This window comes from Bacillus sp. ISL-78 (assembly GCF_018613455.1).
Taxonomy (GTDB): Bacteria; Bacillota; Bacilli; order Bacillales; family DSM-1321; genus Peribacillus; species Peribacillus frigoritolerans.
Genome location: NZ_JAGGQC010000013.1, coordinates 80,959 through 95,807, shown reverse-complemented (window position 1 = coordinate 95,807; position 14,849 = coordinate 80,959). Strand labels below are relative to the sequence as shown.

Genomic DNA, 14,849 nt, shown 5'->3' with positions numbered 1-14,849 from the left:
TTTCCTTCGTCTTCCTCTAAATTATATCAAATAAATGAAACTTATTAAAAACCCATACGTAAATGAAAGGGAATCACTCTGTTTAAGGAGGTAGCTCCATGGTATTGATCATGCGGTTCATTCTTTTGGCTCTCATCATTTTCTTAATCTATACAGTCATTAAATACCTATTTAATCCGAAAAGAAAATTAGAGCTGGCCCATGAACAGAAAAAATTCTTTTTGCTCGACGATACAGCCAATATACGAAAGAATTTTTTATTGACGTACAACGGGGTGATGTTTGAAGGGGAAAAGTATTTAGGGACGACGGAACGCTCCTTCGAGGTCATCTCCATCTTCATTTGGCCTAAAAAAGTGGCAGGCCTGAAAGGCTTGAAGCGAAATGATTTCTTGAAAATCGAGGCAGCCATAAAAAAACAATACCCGGATGCCGTTATTGATTGGAAGAGCCCGGTCAAGGAGTTCTTACAAAATTGAAAAAAATCACGCATAATGAAGAGCCTTGAGGAAAACGGACTCAAGGCTCCATATTAATCATCTGAACGAAAAAATTCCTTCCAGGGGACGACCGTCTGCTTCTCTCTCAATAAATAGATCAATAAGGTTAAGGATAATAAAATGATGACGATCAGAGTGGGACTGAAATCTGCAATATAGTGGCCAAAAACCGTGTATACGAATGCTACAGGGAGATTGGTCATGAATGATAGGTAAAAATAATTTTTCAGCCCTTTATTGGATTCCAATAAACAAAGCGACAGTAAATAAAAGTGTATGAATGGTATTAGCCTGAGTACTGCAATTTGCCGGCTGTTCAGCTTTCGGTTTCCAAACAGCTTATTCTTAAGCCGCAGCAGCCTATCCTTTGTTTTCGGAAATTTGCCTATCACGAAATAAAAGGCCATGCTGGACAGCGTCAAACCGATTACCGAATAGATCGTTCCAAAAGCTGCCCCGAATAATACTCCTCCAGACATGCAAACGACAATGACGGGAATGAATAAAAATTGCCTTAATAAATGAAAAGTGATAAAAATCAACGGTGCAAACACGCTTCCAGATTGAACGTAGCTCATCACAAGTGTCAGTTTATCATTCATGCTCTCCCTCCAGCTACTCTTTGCTGCTTCTACAAGCATATACACTATACTGGCTACATATTACAATTGAATGAATAACTTAATCAATAAGCCTATCTGAAGAATCATCAATATAGGCAGGCCCCACTTAAAAGCGGCATGCTTCGTCTTATGGCGGAATTGCTTCATCCCCAAAAAGGACCCCGTCCCTCCTCCTATGACTGCCCAAAACCAAAGTGTCTTTTCGCTGATCCGGTACTCCCCATTACGCGCTTTCCTTTTGTCGATTCCCATTAAGGCAAACCCGATGATGTTCGTGATGATCATATAAGCAGCAATGAACCATACTCCTTGCATTCCCATGCCTCCTTTAAATATGTAAAAAGCCACCCTCTTGAAAAGAGAGTGGCTGTATCAGTCAGACTTATTTGTCTAATTGTTGTTTAGCAGCAGTTGCTAATTGAGCAAAAGCTTGTTCGTCAGCAACAGCAAGATCAGCAAGCATTTTGCGGTTCACTTCGATACCAGCAAGCTTTAGGCCATGCATTAAACGGCTGTAAGAAAGACCGTTGATGCGTGCTGCAGCGTTGATACGAGTGATCCAAAGTTTGCGGAAATCACGTTTCTTTTGACGACGGTCACGGAAAGCATAGTTTCCTGACTTCATTACTTGTTGGTTAGCTACTTTGAAAAGAATATGTTTCGCGCCATAGTAACCTTTAGCTAATTTTATTACCTTTTTACGACGTTTGCGAGTAACAGTACCGCCTTTTACACGTGGCATGTTATTTCCCTCCTATTTAACTCGATAAATCGAACTTATTTAATGTTATCTAACATATGACGAATACGTTTGAAGTCACCTTTGCTTACAAGGCTAGCTTTGCGAAGCTTACGCTTTTGCTTAGTAGATTTGTTAGCAAATAAATGGCTTGTGTAAGCGTTAGAACGCTTAAGTTTGCCGGATCCAGTCTTTTTGAAACGTTTAGCAGATCCGCGGTGAGTTTTCATTTTAGGCATAAGGTATTCCTCCTCATTACAAATTACTTTACAATTACTTTTCGTTTTTCGGTGCTAAGATAATGAACATGCTGCGCCCGTCCATTTTTGGGTGTTGCTCGATTGTAGCCACTTCTTTACATGCTTCAGAAAAACGAACGAGTACACGTTGACCAATTTCCTTATGCGTAATGGCACGTCCTTTGAATCGGATAGAAGCTTTTACTTTATCGCCTTTTTCAAGGAATTTAATACCGTTGCGAAGCTTCGTATTGAAATCATGCTCTTCAATCGTCGGGCTCAAACGAACCTCTTTCAGACTGATGACTTTTTGATTTTTACGTGCTTCCTTGTCTTTCTTTTGCTGCTCGAAGCGGTGTTTTCCGTAGTCCATGATCCGGGCTACCGGAGGCTTTGCATTTGCAGCAACTAAAACTAGATCAAGATTTACACGAGCGGCAATTTCCAATGCTTCGAATTTCGTTTTAATTCCAAGTTGTTCTCCGTTTTGGTCAATAAGACGAACTTCACGGGCTCGGATGCCCTCGTTTACCATCGCGTCTTTACTAATAGTTAGCCACCTCCAAAGATATTGGCGAATACGAATATTTGAATAAATTCGGTCACGCTCACAACTCGCTTACAGGATATAATCATAATAAAAAAGTGTGGATGCATGCTGCACCCACACTGATAGACTCATTCAGAAAGATCCAAATAATCAAATCATGACCTGTTAACTGCATTGTTTGCGTCAACCAGGTGAGAAGCGGGTGCTTCTTCTTTTCATCAAACACGTATTCAATTCACTTTAGAAATATATCATAAACACTGATGACTTGTCAAATGCTAAATTTTATTCGTTTTTCACAACAAAATTAATATTATCAGACATTCAGTTATTTGACAATACGTTTTTTAAAGTAATTTGGACAAAAAATATTCATCATGATACTTTCCATCAAAAAACAGTGATTCCCGCTTTATTCCTTCCTTTTCGAACCCCATCTTTCGATATAAAGAAAGCGCAGGGGCGTTATTTGCAATCACGGACAATTCCAGGCGCCGTATTTCGTTTGTCCGCGCATGCTCCTCCATTTTCTGAAATAACTTCGTACCGATGCCTTTTCCTCGGTCCTGTTCATGGATGCCGATGACGATTTTGGCTGAATGCCTCGTTCGGCCCATTTGATTGCCCAATAAGATTAGGTAACCATTCAGCTCATTGCCGCTAGCAGCAACGAGGACAATGGAAGGGGGATTTTTTTCGATTTGCTCCAATTGCTTTTCCATTTGTTTCGCCGTAGCTTTTCTTTCCCCAGGGTTAAACAGCATATACCCGGAATCTTCTACATGATTGAACAGAGCAGCCAAGTTACCCGCGTCTTTCCTTGAAGCCTTCCTAATCTCCATTTATCCCACTCCCCCTTTGGATACAGTCCATACTGGCCGAAGCCATCACATGTTAAGAGTCTTCTTTCGCCTTTTTCTTTTTCTCAATGGCATCCCAAGAAAATAGCGCTATCCAAAAAAACAGGACCGGGACGATGGCATATTGCCGATAATCATCCAATAACAATAAGATGATAATGACAAGGAATGTCGGTCCGAATAGATAAGTAAATTTCTTTTTCATGCTGCCCCTCCTTTTCATTGCTGTACATATTTTCACATGATGGTTTCATTTTATCATGCCATGATTAAAAAGAGGGACACAACTATATGTGCCCCTCTTTTTGCTATTAACGGCTCACTTCCGCCTTAATCGCTGAAACGAAATCTTCAAATGCTATCGTTTCGGATTTTTGTTCACCGTATTTACGTACATTCACGCTGCCTTCTTTGGCTTCATTGTCTCCAACGACCAGCATATACGGGATTTTTTGCATTTGCGCTTCACGGATTTTGTAACCGATTTTCTCGTCACGTGTATCCAGGTCGACACGAATGCCTTGCGCTTTAAGTTTTTCCTGTACTTCTTTCGCATAATCCAAGTGCACTTCAGGTGAGACCGGGATCACTTGTGCTTGGATAGGTGCAAGCCAAGTCGGGAATGCCCCCTTGTATTCTTCGATCAAGTAGGCTACAAAACGTTCCATTGTGGAAACGACGCCGCGATGGATAACAACCGGACGGTGCTGCTTGCCGTCCTCACCGACGTAATTAAGGTCAAAGCGTTCAGGAAGCAAGAAATCAAGCTGAACAGTGGAAAGCGTTTCATCCTTCCCTAAGGCCGTACGCACCTGGACATCAAGCTTAGGACCGTAGAATGCCGCTTCACCTTCCGCTTCAAAGTAATCCAGGCCAAGCTCATCCATGGCGCCTTTTAACATGCTTTGCGCTTTTTCCCACATGTCATCATCATCGAAGTATTTTTCTGTATCCTGAGGATCGCGATAAGACAGACGGAATGAATAATCCTTGATATCGAAATCTTTATATACTTCCAGAACTAGGTTCACAACACGCTTGAACTCTTCTTTGATTTGGTCGGGACGGACGAAAATGTGTGCATCATTCAATGTCATCCCACGTACACGCTGAAGGCCTGAAAGGGCACCTGACATTTCATAGCGGTGCATCAAGCCTAGCTCGGCAATCCGGATTGGCAGTTCGCGGTAGCTGTGGATGCTGTTTTTATAGACCATCATGTGATGCGGACAGTTCATCGGACGCAGGACAAGCTGTTCGTTTTCCATCTCCATGACCGGGAACATGCCGTCCTGGTAATGATCCCAGTGTCCGGATGTTTTATAAAGGTCCACGCTTCCCATTACAGGTGTGTAGACATGGTCATAACCTAAACGTTCTTCCTTGTCCACGATATATCTTTCGATTGTCCGACGGATGGTCGCGCCTTTTGGCAACCACATCGGCAACCCTTGCCCCACTTTTTGTGAGCTCATGAACAAGTTCAATTCTTTCCCGATTTTACGATGGTCACGTTCCTTGGCTTCTTCAAGGAAACGCAGGTGTTCGGCCAAATCTTCTTTTTTATAGAAAGCCGTACCGTAAATGCGTTGAAGCATTTTGTTTTTGCTATCGCCTCTCCAGTATGCTCCAGCGATGCTCAATAGCTTGAACTCTTTGATTTTCCCAGTTGATGGAACATGAATTCCACGACAAAGGTCAAAAAATTCACCCTGCTCATAAAGTGTTACCTGCTGATCGGCAGGAATCGCATCGATCAATTCCAATTTATACTCGTCGCCGATTTCTTTAAAACGGGAAATCGCTTCATCACGACTCACTTCGATGCGGGAAATTTCCAAGTTTTCGTTGACGATTTTCTTCATTTCTTTTTCAATCAATGGAAGGTCTTCGGGAGTCAATGATTCCTCCAGATCCATATCATAGTAAAAGCCGCCCTCAATGACTGGACCTACGCCGAATTTAGCATTTTTGTACAAACGTTTGATCGCTTGTGCCATCAAATGCGCTGTACTGTGACGCAATACTTCAAGAGCATCCGCTGCGTCCTGTGTGACGATTTCGATTGTACCATCTTGTTCAATCGGACGTTTTAAATCATATAATTCACCATTGAATTTTCCGGCAATGGATTTTTTCCTTAAACCAGGACTGATGGATGCAGCGATGTCTTCAGTTGTTGTGCCTTTAGCAAACTCCTTGACCGCTCCGTCAGGAAAAGATATTTTCAGTAGTTCTGACATTCAGTTTCACTCCTTCTTATTTGTTCGAACAAATTACAGGTTTTTGATTCCATTACAACACAAAAAAGCCCGCCCCTGTATAAAACAGGGACGAGCTTAGTAATAGATATCATTAACCCGCGGTTCCACCCTCGTTCCAGCTTGCTTTTCACGGCAAAATGGCACTTGTAACTTGGTAACGGCAGCTTCCCGTCAGCTCATATTCGCAGTATGCCTGCTTTCCGAGCCGAAGTTTAAAGGTGGTAAGTGTTCCATGCGAATAGGAAGCTTACAGCCTGTTGGCTTCCCTCTCTGATAATCGGCGACTAGAATACCCTTGTCCTCATCATAACTTTTAGTTTTTTAATAGTATGTAGGAAATTATAATTTGTTATACGGTGAAAATCAAGGTTAATTTTCTTTTTTCCACGAAAGTTCATTCAACTGCATAGAAAATGACGAAAGTGGCAAGATGGTCGCCCGTTCTTCGAAAATCCTTGAAATGGTCTGGATGAGCCCCTCTTCCTTGTCATCGGTATATATGCACAAGTTTTCAGGAGCGATCGATAAAAGCGGGGCAAGTATCACCGTATCGAGAAAAAGTGAGCTTCTGGCAAGAAGCCTCCTGTCGATCATACTATTGATTTTTGGACGGTCGAGTTTGCTGAATTTCTGATCATAGAAGTGAAAACCGTCCCGGTTGACCAGGTGAAGCTTTCTTAATTTCGACTCCTGCCCTTGAAGGCAATCACGGAGCGTAGCAATGAAATTTTGATAGTCCTGTTCCAGCTTATATTCATCAATTGCCTTGACGACATACTTTTCCAAAGTGTGCTGAAACGATTTTAAACGGAAGGTCGTAAAAGAATCGAATGAAAAAGATACCTTTCCAGCCAAGATGCTTTGAAGTCCTTCCTCAATCAATCGTTTCTCCGTACTGAATGCTCCATCTTTATTCCTGGCTCTTTCCGCTTCGATGATGGATGATGCAATTTCAATGATGGCTTCAATTTCTTCCCGTTCCCTATAAAAAAATTTACCGACTATAATTTGCTCCAGAACAGGAAGCGTCTTTTCTTCCAATAAAAAAGAATGGAATGCATCACGAAGCAGGATTAGCCATTCATCACCTGAAGATTCCGTCATATCCACATGCATGCCTTGTTGCGGAATAAATCGAATATATGCTTGAAATTCTGCCCCCAGTGGATGGACAGAAACGAAATTCAGTAATTTCAATGCCTCTGAATCGTTTTGAAACAAAATTTGCACTACGACATCCCCCCTTCCCCCTTGCTTCTTTTTTCATGTATATGGGGATGGGGACGTGTTTAGAAGTAGGATGGGCCTTGTAAGAAGAAAAAAGTGACCTCCATTAAGAGACCACTTTTCTTCATCTTCTCCGATTCACGCCATCAAGCTTGACCGGCTCAGCTAAATATTGAATTCTTTCCAGTACCCTGGCCGCCTTCACTTCTTCTTTCTCACCGCGCTGTGAAAAGGTCAGGTGGTTCTCCAGGCCATTCAAGTCAAAATTCGAAGTGAAAAATGTCGGCAGGTTTTCCAGCATCCTAAATTGCAAAATCGGACCAAAAACCTCATCGCGTCCCCAGCTCGTCATGGATTCCGCCCCAATATCATCAAGCATGAGGATAGGTGCCGTTTTCACCATTTCAATTTTTTCATTGACCGTATTATCACCTATCGAACCCTTAAGTTCCCTCAAATAGTCAGGTACATAAACTATAAGGGAGGAAATTTGCCTTTTTGCAAGTTCATTGGCGATCGCACCTAATAAGTACGTTTTCCCAACACCGAATTTCCCGTATATATACAAGCCTTTTTGTCTTTTACCCGGCTCATATTCCATAATGAACGACATCGCTTTACTTAGGACAGACAAGCGTTTATTTTCATTATCCGTTTGGGTAAAATCTTCGATGCTCGCCTTTAAAATATCCTTCGGTACATACAGGCTGCGGATCAGTTTTTCCCGTTTCCGCTTTTCATCCTCTGCCAATTTCCTCGGGCAGACTTCATAATGCAGGTTCAGGGCTTTTCCTTGCACCACCAATTTGGGATAATACCCTTGCATCATATTGATGCAGCCATCCAAGCTCGGGCATTTATCACACTTATTGCTCTGTGAAGTGAACTCATAAAGCTTCCCCAAGTTTTTATCAATCATTTCCTTCGTGACCGTCGAGCTGTTGGCATTCATGAATAACCGCACTTGTTCGTTTTCAAAAATCTCCTGTTTCAGCTTTTCATAACGCTGTTGAAATTGATTTGTATTGGCCAATTTATTAAGGGACCTATTAATCTTTTCCATCGTTCATTTCACCTCCCGCTTTCCACAGCTTCCATTTCTCCAGAAGTTCGCGTTTTTGGGCATCCAATTCAGGCTGATCTGCATTCTGCTCCTGCTGTGCTTCTTCTTTTTTCTCAAGCCATTCAGGAACCACTTCTTCCCGTATCGCCTTTTTCCGGCTGCCCTTCGCAACATTCCTGCTTCCTTGAGCCCAGTCCTGATATTTCCTATGTTCATTTTTGGCCAGTTCCATCGCCTCGACGACTGTTGAGACCTTTAGCCGTGCCCAATGGCCTGCCAGCTTTTCCACATAACCCTTCGTGAACTTCATATCCGTTTTGAGCATGACATATTCAATCAAGACATTGACGACACCCGGATTCAGCTTTTGATTGATCATCACGCCCTCAACCACTTTCAAATCACCGCTTGACGGCTCTGCACCGCCAGACAATTGCATCAGCCGCTCCCTCGGGGAGATCGTCTCCAAATGACGAATTAACTCTTGTTCCTTGGTTTTCGGTTCTTCTTTTTGTGTCCGTTCACGAATTGGCTGCACCCGATTGACAAGGGAAGGCATATCGGCCTGCCGTTCGATCTGGTACCAGTCCCTTGCAGCCTTTCTAAGCAATTCCTCATCAATCTCATCATCCAATGAAACGGCATCCATTACTAGTTTTTGCATTTCCAGCGGATCGATGCCATATAAAAAAGCGAGTTTGGCAATCGTACTTTTTATTTTCGGAGTGAAAGCCTTTTTCGGCACGATCGAGGATTTCATTCCGGCAAATAAAAGGTCAAAATCGAATAAGTCATCGAACCCAGATGGCTCGACGCCTTCCGCCCGATCGATGTATTGCTGTTCAGGCACCGGTTTCCATTCGTTTTTCGCTTCATCCGTTACATATAAAGAGTCCAAATGATCTGATGAGAATACTTCCGCAAAAGATTTGGTCACACCTTCATATTGATCGGTTAAGATATGGTCATCACAAAAGAATCTCTTTAACCGGTTGAATTGAGCTTTACCGATTTTTTTGTATAAGTAAATATTCAGCATTCCATCCGTGAAAAACTGCTGGGGGGAAAGCGGCGGGTTTAACTCATAAATGAATTCCTTCGTTTCATTTTTCGATTTCTTATATACATTCACCAGGCCGATTCCTTCAAGTAAAAGGCGTGCTTCGTAAATATCGCCTAACTTAAGGCCGATGGTATTCATTAATTGATAATGCGAGGAGGTTTCCGACCATAGCCTGTTTTCCTCCAACTCACTCCATAACGTCATATATAGGCTAATGCAGATAGGTCCAATAAGAGGTTGATATAGTCGGGTAAGTATTTTCCGATCATAGTCATGAAGCAGCCCCGCAGATGAGACCAGATATGAATCAGCTGGGAGCAATTCTTGCCAATGCATTGACATCTCCATTCAAACCTTTCAAAAGATGTAGTGAAAAAAGAGCCAAAGTGAATCTTCAGCTCTACTTTCTTTCTTTATTTATTAAATCTTTCAGTTCATCAATAAAGACATTAATATCTTTAAATTGTCGATAGACGGATGCGAACCTTACATAGGCAACTTCATCGACTTCTGCCAGCTTGTCCATTACCATTTCGCCGACACTGTCGCTTTTCACTTCCGATATGCCCTGGTTGCGTAGTTCTTTTTCTACATAACTGGTAATTTGCTCAAGTTCTTTCAAGGGAACCGGACGTTTTTCGCAAGCCCTGATTAAGCCACGCAGGATTTTATCACGACTGAACTCTTCACGTGTCCCGCCCTTTTTCACTACAATAAGCGGTGTTTCCTCCACCTTTTCAAATGTCGTGAATCGAAAACCACATGCCTCACATTCACGGCGTCGTCGAATCGATTTACTTTCATCGACTGGCCTGGAATCGAGCACTCTTGTTCCGTTATATTGACATGATGGGCATTTCATCATTATCAGCTCCGTATTTTATGTAGGACTCCCCTATCTAAATGTTCCCCAAGGAATTACTTCTCTATCTTAATCTTATATTAAAAGGAACGGACAGTACAAGTAAAAAGTGTAACTTCCGGCAGCAGGCACTTTTTGTTCTGCCGTTGAAGCACCGTTGCCAAGTGCATTGTGCTACAAGGCAATCCTCTCCAATAAAGTGAAGCAGACTGCCGATTCATTGCATTAAAAAAGAGATGCACCCATGGCATCTCTGTGTATACATTTTTTTATAGGGCACTTATATTGGCTTTTTTCATTTGTACAGGACCTAATCCACGTGGTAATTCTATGTTTTCACGTGTTTGCGCATTCAAAGCTTCTGCAATATAATCTGCCGCAATATTCGGATCCAAGTTACCGCATGTATAGACATCAATGCTCGCATAGCCGTGTTCTGGAAAACTGTGAATCGTTAAGTGTGATTCAGAAATGATGACAACCCCGCTGACTCCTTGTGGAGCAAATTTGTGAAAGGCAACTTCTCGTACCTCTGCACCTGATTTCAAAGCAGCGTCAACAAAAATCTTTTCAATTAAATCGATATTGTTCAGTTTTTCAAAGTCACAACCCCAAAGTTCAGAAATTACATGTCTACCCATTGTTTCCATAGTGTAAGCTGTTTCCATATTAAGCTTCCCCCTTACCATGATTTAAAAATAAGTTCTGATAACTACCACGGGGGAAAGTTAGTCCAAAGAGGTCCTAACCCTTTAAGTAGCCATCATGCAAACCGTTTTGAAGAAGTTCACGATTCATAGTATATATGGTTTGAATTTTTTTTGCAACTCCAAATTGTATTTTTGGAAAGATAAACTTTATATGTAATGGGGATATAGCAAAGGTTCCAATGTGGAGCAAATTCCGTCATCGGTTTATTCAGTGCCATAAAGCAGAGGGGAATTCATGGATCACTGCATGAAAAATAGCCCGCTAAAAAATTTTAGCAGGCTCTGACTTTAGACAAACTCAATAATGTCTAAAGTTTTTAGTAGTTATTTTATACTAGGCCGTTGATTGGAACGTAGGGCACTCGCTTTCCGCGGGCGGTCCGGGAGCCTCCTCGGCACCATTGCGCCTGTCGGGTCTCCCTTGGACGCACTTTCCCCGCAGGAGTCTCGAACACCCGCTCCAATCAACTTTGTTTTAACAGTAAGATAGAACTCCTTTTACCTCCAGTCTATTTAAGGAAGAAACAAAGGGGATTAAGGGCAGTTCAACTGATACTGAGTTTAGCTACTATTATGTGAATGATGAACGAACAAAATAAGTTTGCCTATTCGTTTCATGCGGCATCATCCGCAATGAATTTGTGTTAGGGACGATAGTAACACCCGAAATAAGCATGATAATCATATCTTAGAGCTTCTGGTTAATAACTGCTTCAAATCCAATAAAAAATCAAAAATAGCCCGCTAAAAAATTTTAGCAGGCTCGGGTTTTCATTTTAATTTACTGATAATTCGACTTCGGACATTTTTTTCAACTCGGAGCCAACCAATTTTACAAGGTCCACTACACGGTTGGAGTAACCCCACTCATTATCATACCAAGCAAGGACCTTCACTTTCCTGTCCCCGATCATCATCGTCGTCAATCCATCGATGATTGCAGAGTGTGGATTCGTTTTGAAATCACTGGAAACTAAAGGTTCCATCGTGAATTCCATGATTCCTTTGAGTTCATTTTCTGAAGCATCGATGAAGGCTTGGTTCACTTCTTCAATCGTGACATCACGGTTTAAATCCACAACAAGATCGACTAAAGATACGTTTGGTGTCGGTACGCGTATCGCCATTCCATGAAGCTTGCCTTTTAATTGCGGCAACACTAGTGAGATGGCTTTTGCAGCTCCTGTAGTCGTAGGAATCATGCTTTCCGCAGCGGCACGGGCACGTCTCAAGTCTTTGTGCGGGTTATCGATATTATTTTGATCATTTGTATAAGAATGTATCGTTGTCATTAAACCATTGTTTATGCCGAATTTTTCATCAAGCACTTTTGCAACAGGTCCAAGGCAGTTCGTTGTACAAGATGCATTGGATATGACGAAATGCTTGTCAATTTCCAGCACCTCCTGATTCACTCCCATTACAATGGTAACGTCTTCATTTTTACCCGGGGCTGATAATATTACTCTTTTTGCTCCTGCGTCTAAATGAAGAGCCGCTTTAGAACGATCATTGAATTTGCCAGTGGCTTCAATTACAATATCTATGTTCATCTCTTTCCAAGGCAATAGCTTTGGATCGCGGTTATTTATTAGTTTTACTCGGCGGCCATTCACTACTAATGAATCATCTTCAGCTATAATGATACCGTCGAATTTACCATGTATCGTATCATATTTTAGTAAGTGTGCTAAAGTTTCAGCTGGATAGCTTGCATTTATGGCAACAATGTCCAAACTCTCGTCTAATATGGCTTTTCGGAAAACCATTCTTCCAATTCTCCCAAATCCGTTAATCGCTATTCTTGAATTCATTGTTCGGACCCTCCAGAAATATTAGTGTTATACTTATTACCTTTCGCATGTAATTAGTATAACATAATTCAGAGGAATTGTGCTAATAAAAATGCGGATTGTTCTTATTTTTTCAACATAAAAAGAAGAAACCAGGCGGTTTCTTCTTTTTATCATCATTATATGACATACCATTCGCTAAGTATGCTCTTCACTTGCCGCTTCGTTTCATTAATGTCACCATTATTATCGATGACGGCATCCGCTAAGGCCTTTTTATCGGCCAAGGGCATTTGTGAATTGATCCTGGCAACTGCCTCCGTCTCCGAAAGACCATTCCTGTTCATTAATCGCTTCAATTGAACTTGCTCATCCACATAGATCAAAAGCGTCTTATCCACCATGAATGTCAGCTTGCTTTCGAATAGGAGCGGAATATCCATGAACACCGTTTCTTCTCCTGATGATAGTGCTGCTTCCGTTTTCACCCGCATCCAATTCCTGACGGCAGGATGCACGATGCCATTCAACAGCAATCTCTTTTCTTGATCATTAAATATGATCGACCCAAGCTTTACGCGATCTATATTCCCATCCGTCAATAAGATATCTTCTCCAAATGCTTTCACAACTTGGTGATAGGCTTCTTCACCTGGCTCAACGACAGCACGGGAAGCCAGATCTGCATCGACAATCGTGAATCCGAGTTCCTGTAAATAGAGGCTGACGGTGCTTTTCCCACTGGCAATGCCTCCGGTGATTCCGATGATTTGTCCCATAAGCTCCCCCCCTTTTATCCTTATCATAACTTGAATAAACCGATGATAATCAATAATACACCTGGGAGAAAGGTCAAATGCTGGACAACTTTATTATTTGAAAGCAATTTTCCGCTTTGAATTCCGCTCCAAATGAAAATCGAACTCATAACAGCGATGCACCCTGCGAGGATGATCGGTGAAATCCCGATCATAGCCGCTCCAACCCCGGCCCCGAACGCATCCAGCGAAAGTGCAAACCCCAGAACAAGCGCTTCAACACCTGTAATCGTACCTGATTTATCAAAATCGGCATTCAATGGTTTTTGTAAAATATTAATGACTACCCCAAGTGATTTAATTTCAAAGTTAAAGATGATCTTTTCATGATATCTATCATCATTCAAATCTTTTTCAGGCTTAAAATACTGGTACACCATCCAGGCACCAAGCAAAATGAGGATGATGCCGCCTGTTTTTTCAGCCGCCCCGATAGATATGAGCTGACTGATGAATTGTCCGATGACCATCGCTATACCTAAACTCAATGCAGAACAAAATGAGATGACCGCTATTGACCTTAAGGGGATTTTCATCTTCCGCATACCGAATGTCAAACCGACGCCAAATCCGTCAATACTAACTGCAAAAGCGAGAAAAATAATTTGTAGCCACATCGGAATATTACTCCTTCCCTACTCGTTGCTACCCTAGTATATGGAAGGAGCCCATCCGATGTGTTTGAAAAAACATGACCTATTTTAGCGGCTGGCATGACGGGCAAATATGTGTGCCGCGTCCTGCAACAACCATTTTTTCAAGTGGCGTGCCGCATGTTTTGCAGTTCTCGCCTTTTCGTCCATAAACATTCAGTTCCAACTGAAACATGCCGATTTGCCCTTGGGAATTAATGTATGAACGAATCGTGCTTCCTCCTTTTTCCACAGCTTCACCTAACGTCGCTATGATTTCAGCATGCAACGTTTCGATTTCCTGCAACGAGAGTGAAGATGCCATTCTCTCCGGATGGATACCGGAACGGAATAACGACTCGTCCACATATATATTCCCAATCCCGACGACAACGGTTTGATCAAGGAGGACGGGCTTGATTTTCCTGTTGGTTCTTGCCAACTTCGCACGAAGACCCTCGACAGTAAAATCTTCAGACAACGGTTCAGGCCCTAAGTGCAACAGGGGCAACTGTTCAAATTCTTCCCCTTTGGCAAATAGATGCATCGTTCCGAATTTCCGGACATCCCTGTACCGAAGTTCACTGCCATCCGTGAAAGTGAAGATCACATGGGTATGCTTATCATACGGCTCTTCTTTTGGATGTACGCCGTATTTCCCTTCCATCCTTAAATGCGAAACCAACGAATAATCATCCAAGGTGAAAATGAGGAACTTGCCCCGACGGCCTATTGCAGAAATCGTCTGCCCCCTTAAGGCATCCTGAAACTGTTCGACGGGCTCAGGCGCTTTAATGATCTTTGGCCAGAAAACGGACACTTCCTTGATCTCTTTTCCGAGTACGAGTTGCTCTAACGTTCTTCTGACTGTTTCCACTTCTGGAAGTTCTGGCATTGCAATCACCT

Annotated in this window: 18 protein-coding genes and 1 other annotated feature; of the genes, 1 reads left to right on the top strand and 17 read right to left on the bottom strand. The window is 42.2% G+C overall.

All coding sequences use genetic code 11. The annotated features are described in order from the left end of the window. Nucleotides 1–98 precede the first annotated feature (98 nt). Nucleotides 99–479 (top strand): hypothetical protein, encoded by a 381-nt coding sequence (locus J7I96_RS14375; protein ID WP_048681192.1) that lies wholly within the window; start codon nucleotides 99–101, stop codon nucleotides 477–479. A gap of 53 nt (nucleotides 480–532) precedes the next feature. Here J7I96_RS14375 and J7I96_RS14370 read toward each other — a convergent pair whose 3' ends face one another. From J7I96_RS14370 to mutM, 17 genes are all read right to left on the bottom strand, one after another. Next, complete coding sequence (locus J7I96_RS14370; RefSeq protein WP_034309063.1) at nucleotides 533–1,102, bottom strand: TVP38/TMEM64 family protein; 570 nt, start codon at nucleotides 1,100–1,102, stop codon at nucleotides 533–535. A gap of 60 nt (nucleotides 1,103–1,162) precedes the next feature. Then, nucleotides 1,163–1,438 carry a DUF1294 domain-containing protein gene (locus tag J7I96_RS14365; RefSeq protein WP_048681184.1) on the bottom strand — a complete coding sequence of 92 codons (276 nt, stop codon included), beginning with the start codon at nucleotides 1,436–1,438 and terminating at the stop codon, nucleotides 1,163–1,165. A 67-nt stretch (nucleotides 1,439–1,505) separates the two neighbouring features. Then, nucleotides 1,506–1,865 (bottom strand): 50S ribosomal protein L20, encoded by a 360-nt coding sequence (gene rplT, locus J7I96_RS14360; protein ID WP_034309067.1) that lies wholly within the window; start codon nucleotides 1,863–1,865, stop codon nucleotides 1,506–1,508. A 35-nt stretch (nucleotides 1,866–1,900) separates the two neighbouring features. Continuing rightward, a complete protein-coding gene (gene rpmI, locus J7I96_RS14355) occupies nucleotides 1,901–2,101 on the bottom strand; it encodes a 50S ribosomal protein L35 (RefSeq protein ID WP_034309070.1) in 201 nt (66 codons plus the stop codon). Nucleotides 2,102–2,135: 34 nt separating this feature from the next. Beyond that, nucleotides 2,136–2,636 carry a translation initiation factor IF-3 gene (infC, locus tag J7I96_RS14350; protein ID WP_034309072.1) on the bottom strand — a complete coding sequence of 167 codons (501 nt, stop codon included), beginning with the start codon at nucleotides 2,634–2,636 and terminating at the stop codon, nucleotides 2,136–2,138. Nucleotides 2,637–2,734: 98 nt separating this feature from the next. Further along, nucleotides 2,735–2,871: a sequence feature (ribosomal protein L20 leader region), on the bottom strand. A gap of 127 nt (nucleotides 2,872–2,998) precedes the next feature. Further along, entirely contained in the window at nucleotides 2,999–3,493 is a 495-nt protein-coding gene (locus J7I96_RS14345) for a GNAT family N-acetyltransferase (protein ID WP_214771079.1), read from the bottom strand. A gap of 52 nt (nucleotides 3,494–3,545) precedes the next feature. After that, nucleotides 3,546–3,716, bottom strand: a complete 171-nt coding sequence (locus tag J7I96_RS14340) for a hypothetical protein (protein ID WP_214771076.1) — start codon at nucleotides 3,714–3,716, stop codon at nucleotides 3,546–3,548. Between the two features lie 106 nt (nucleotides 3,717–3,822). Beyond that, on the bottom strand, nucleotides 3,823–5,754 hold the full coding sequence (gene thrS / locus J7I96_RS14335; RefSeq protein WP_214771073.1) for a threonine--tRNA ligase: 1,932 nt from the start codon (nucleotides 5,752–5,754) through the stop codon (nucleotides 3,823–3,825). A gap of 390 nt (nucleotides 5,755–6,144) precedes the next feature. Beyond that, nucleotides 6,145–7,005, bottom strand: a complete 861-nt coding sequence (gene ytxC, locus J7I96_RS14330) for a sporulation protein YtxC (protein WP_214771070.1) — start codon at nucleotides 7,003–7,005, stop codon at nucleotides 6,145–6,147. A gap of 121 nt (nucleotides 7,006–7,126) precedes the next feature. After that, the gene (gene dnaI / locus J7I96_RS14325; protein WP_048681168.1) at nucleotides 7,127–8,065 is read right to left on the bottom strand and encodes a primosomal protein DnaI; all 939 of its coding nucleotides are present in this window, start codon (nucleotides 8,063–8,065) and stop codon (nucleotides 7,127–7,129) included. Beyond that, complete coding sequence (locus J7I96_RS14320) at nucleotides 8,052–9,464, bottom strand: replication initiation and membrane attachment family protein (RefSeq protein WP_311315235.1); 1,413 nt, start codon at nucleotides 9,462–9,464, stop codon at nucleotides 8,052–8,054. Before J7I96_RS14320 ends, dnaI begins: the two co-directional genes overlap by 14 nt. A 64-nt stretch (nucleotides 9,465–9,528) precedes the next feature. Then, the gene (nrdR, locus tag J7I96_RS14315) at nucleotides 9,529–9,990 is read right to left on the bottom strand and encodes a transcriptional regulator NrdR (protein ID WP_034309080.1); all 462 of its coding nucleotides are present in this window, start codon (nucleotides 9,988–9,990) and stop codon (nucleotides 9,529–9,531) included. A 269-nt stretch (nucleotides 9,991–10,259) separates the two neighbouring features. Then, the gene (gene speD, locus J7I96_RS14310; protein ID WP_034311443.1) at nucleotides 10,260–10,640 is read right to left on the bottom strand and encodes an adenosylmethionine decarboxylase; all 381 of its coding nucleotides are present in this window, start codon (nucleotides 10,638–10,640) and stop codon (nucleotides 10,260–10,262) included. A gap of 836 nt (nucleotides 10,641–11,476) precedes the next feature. After that, nucleotides 11,477–12,514 carry a glyceraldehyde-3-phosphate dehydrogenase gene (locus tag J7I96_RS14305; protein ID WP_096337888.1) on the bottom strand — a complete coding sequence of 346 codons (1,038 nt, stop codon included), beginning with the start codon at nucleotides 12,512–12,514 and terminating at the stop codon, nucleotides 11,477–11,479. 158 nt (nucleotides 12,515–12,672) lie between these two features. Then, entirely contained in the window at nucleotides 12,673–13,272 is a 600-nt protein-coding gene (gene coaE / locus J7I96_RS14300; protein ID WP_214771067.1) for a dephospho-CoA kinase, read from the bottom strand. Between the two features lie 23 nt (nucleotides 13,273–13,295). After that, complete coding sequence (gene ytaF / locus J7I96_RS14295; protein WP_214771064.1) at nucleotides 13,296–13,928, bottom strand: sporulation membrane protein YtaF; 633 nt, start codon at nucleotides 13,926–13,928, stop codon at nucleotides 13,296–13,298. Between the two features lie 79 nt (nucleotides 13,929–14,007). Then, a complete protein-coding gene (mutM, locus tag J7I96_RS14290) occupies nucleotides 14,008–14,838 on the bottom strand; it encodes a DNA-formamidopyrimidine glycosylase (RefSeq protein WP_214771061.1) in 831 nt (276 codons plus the stop codon). Between the last annotated feature and the right edge of the window lie 11 nt (nucleotides 14,839–14,849).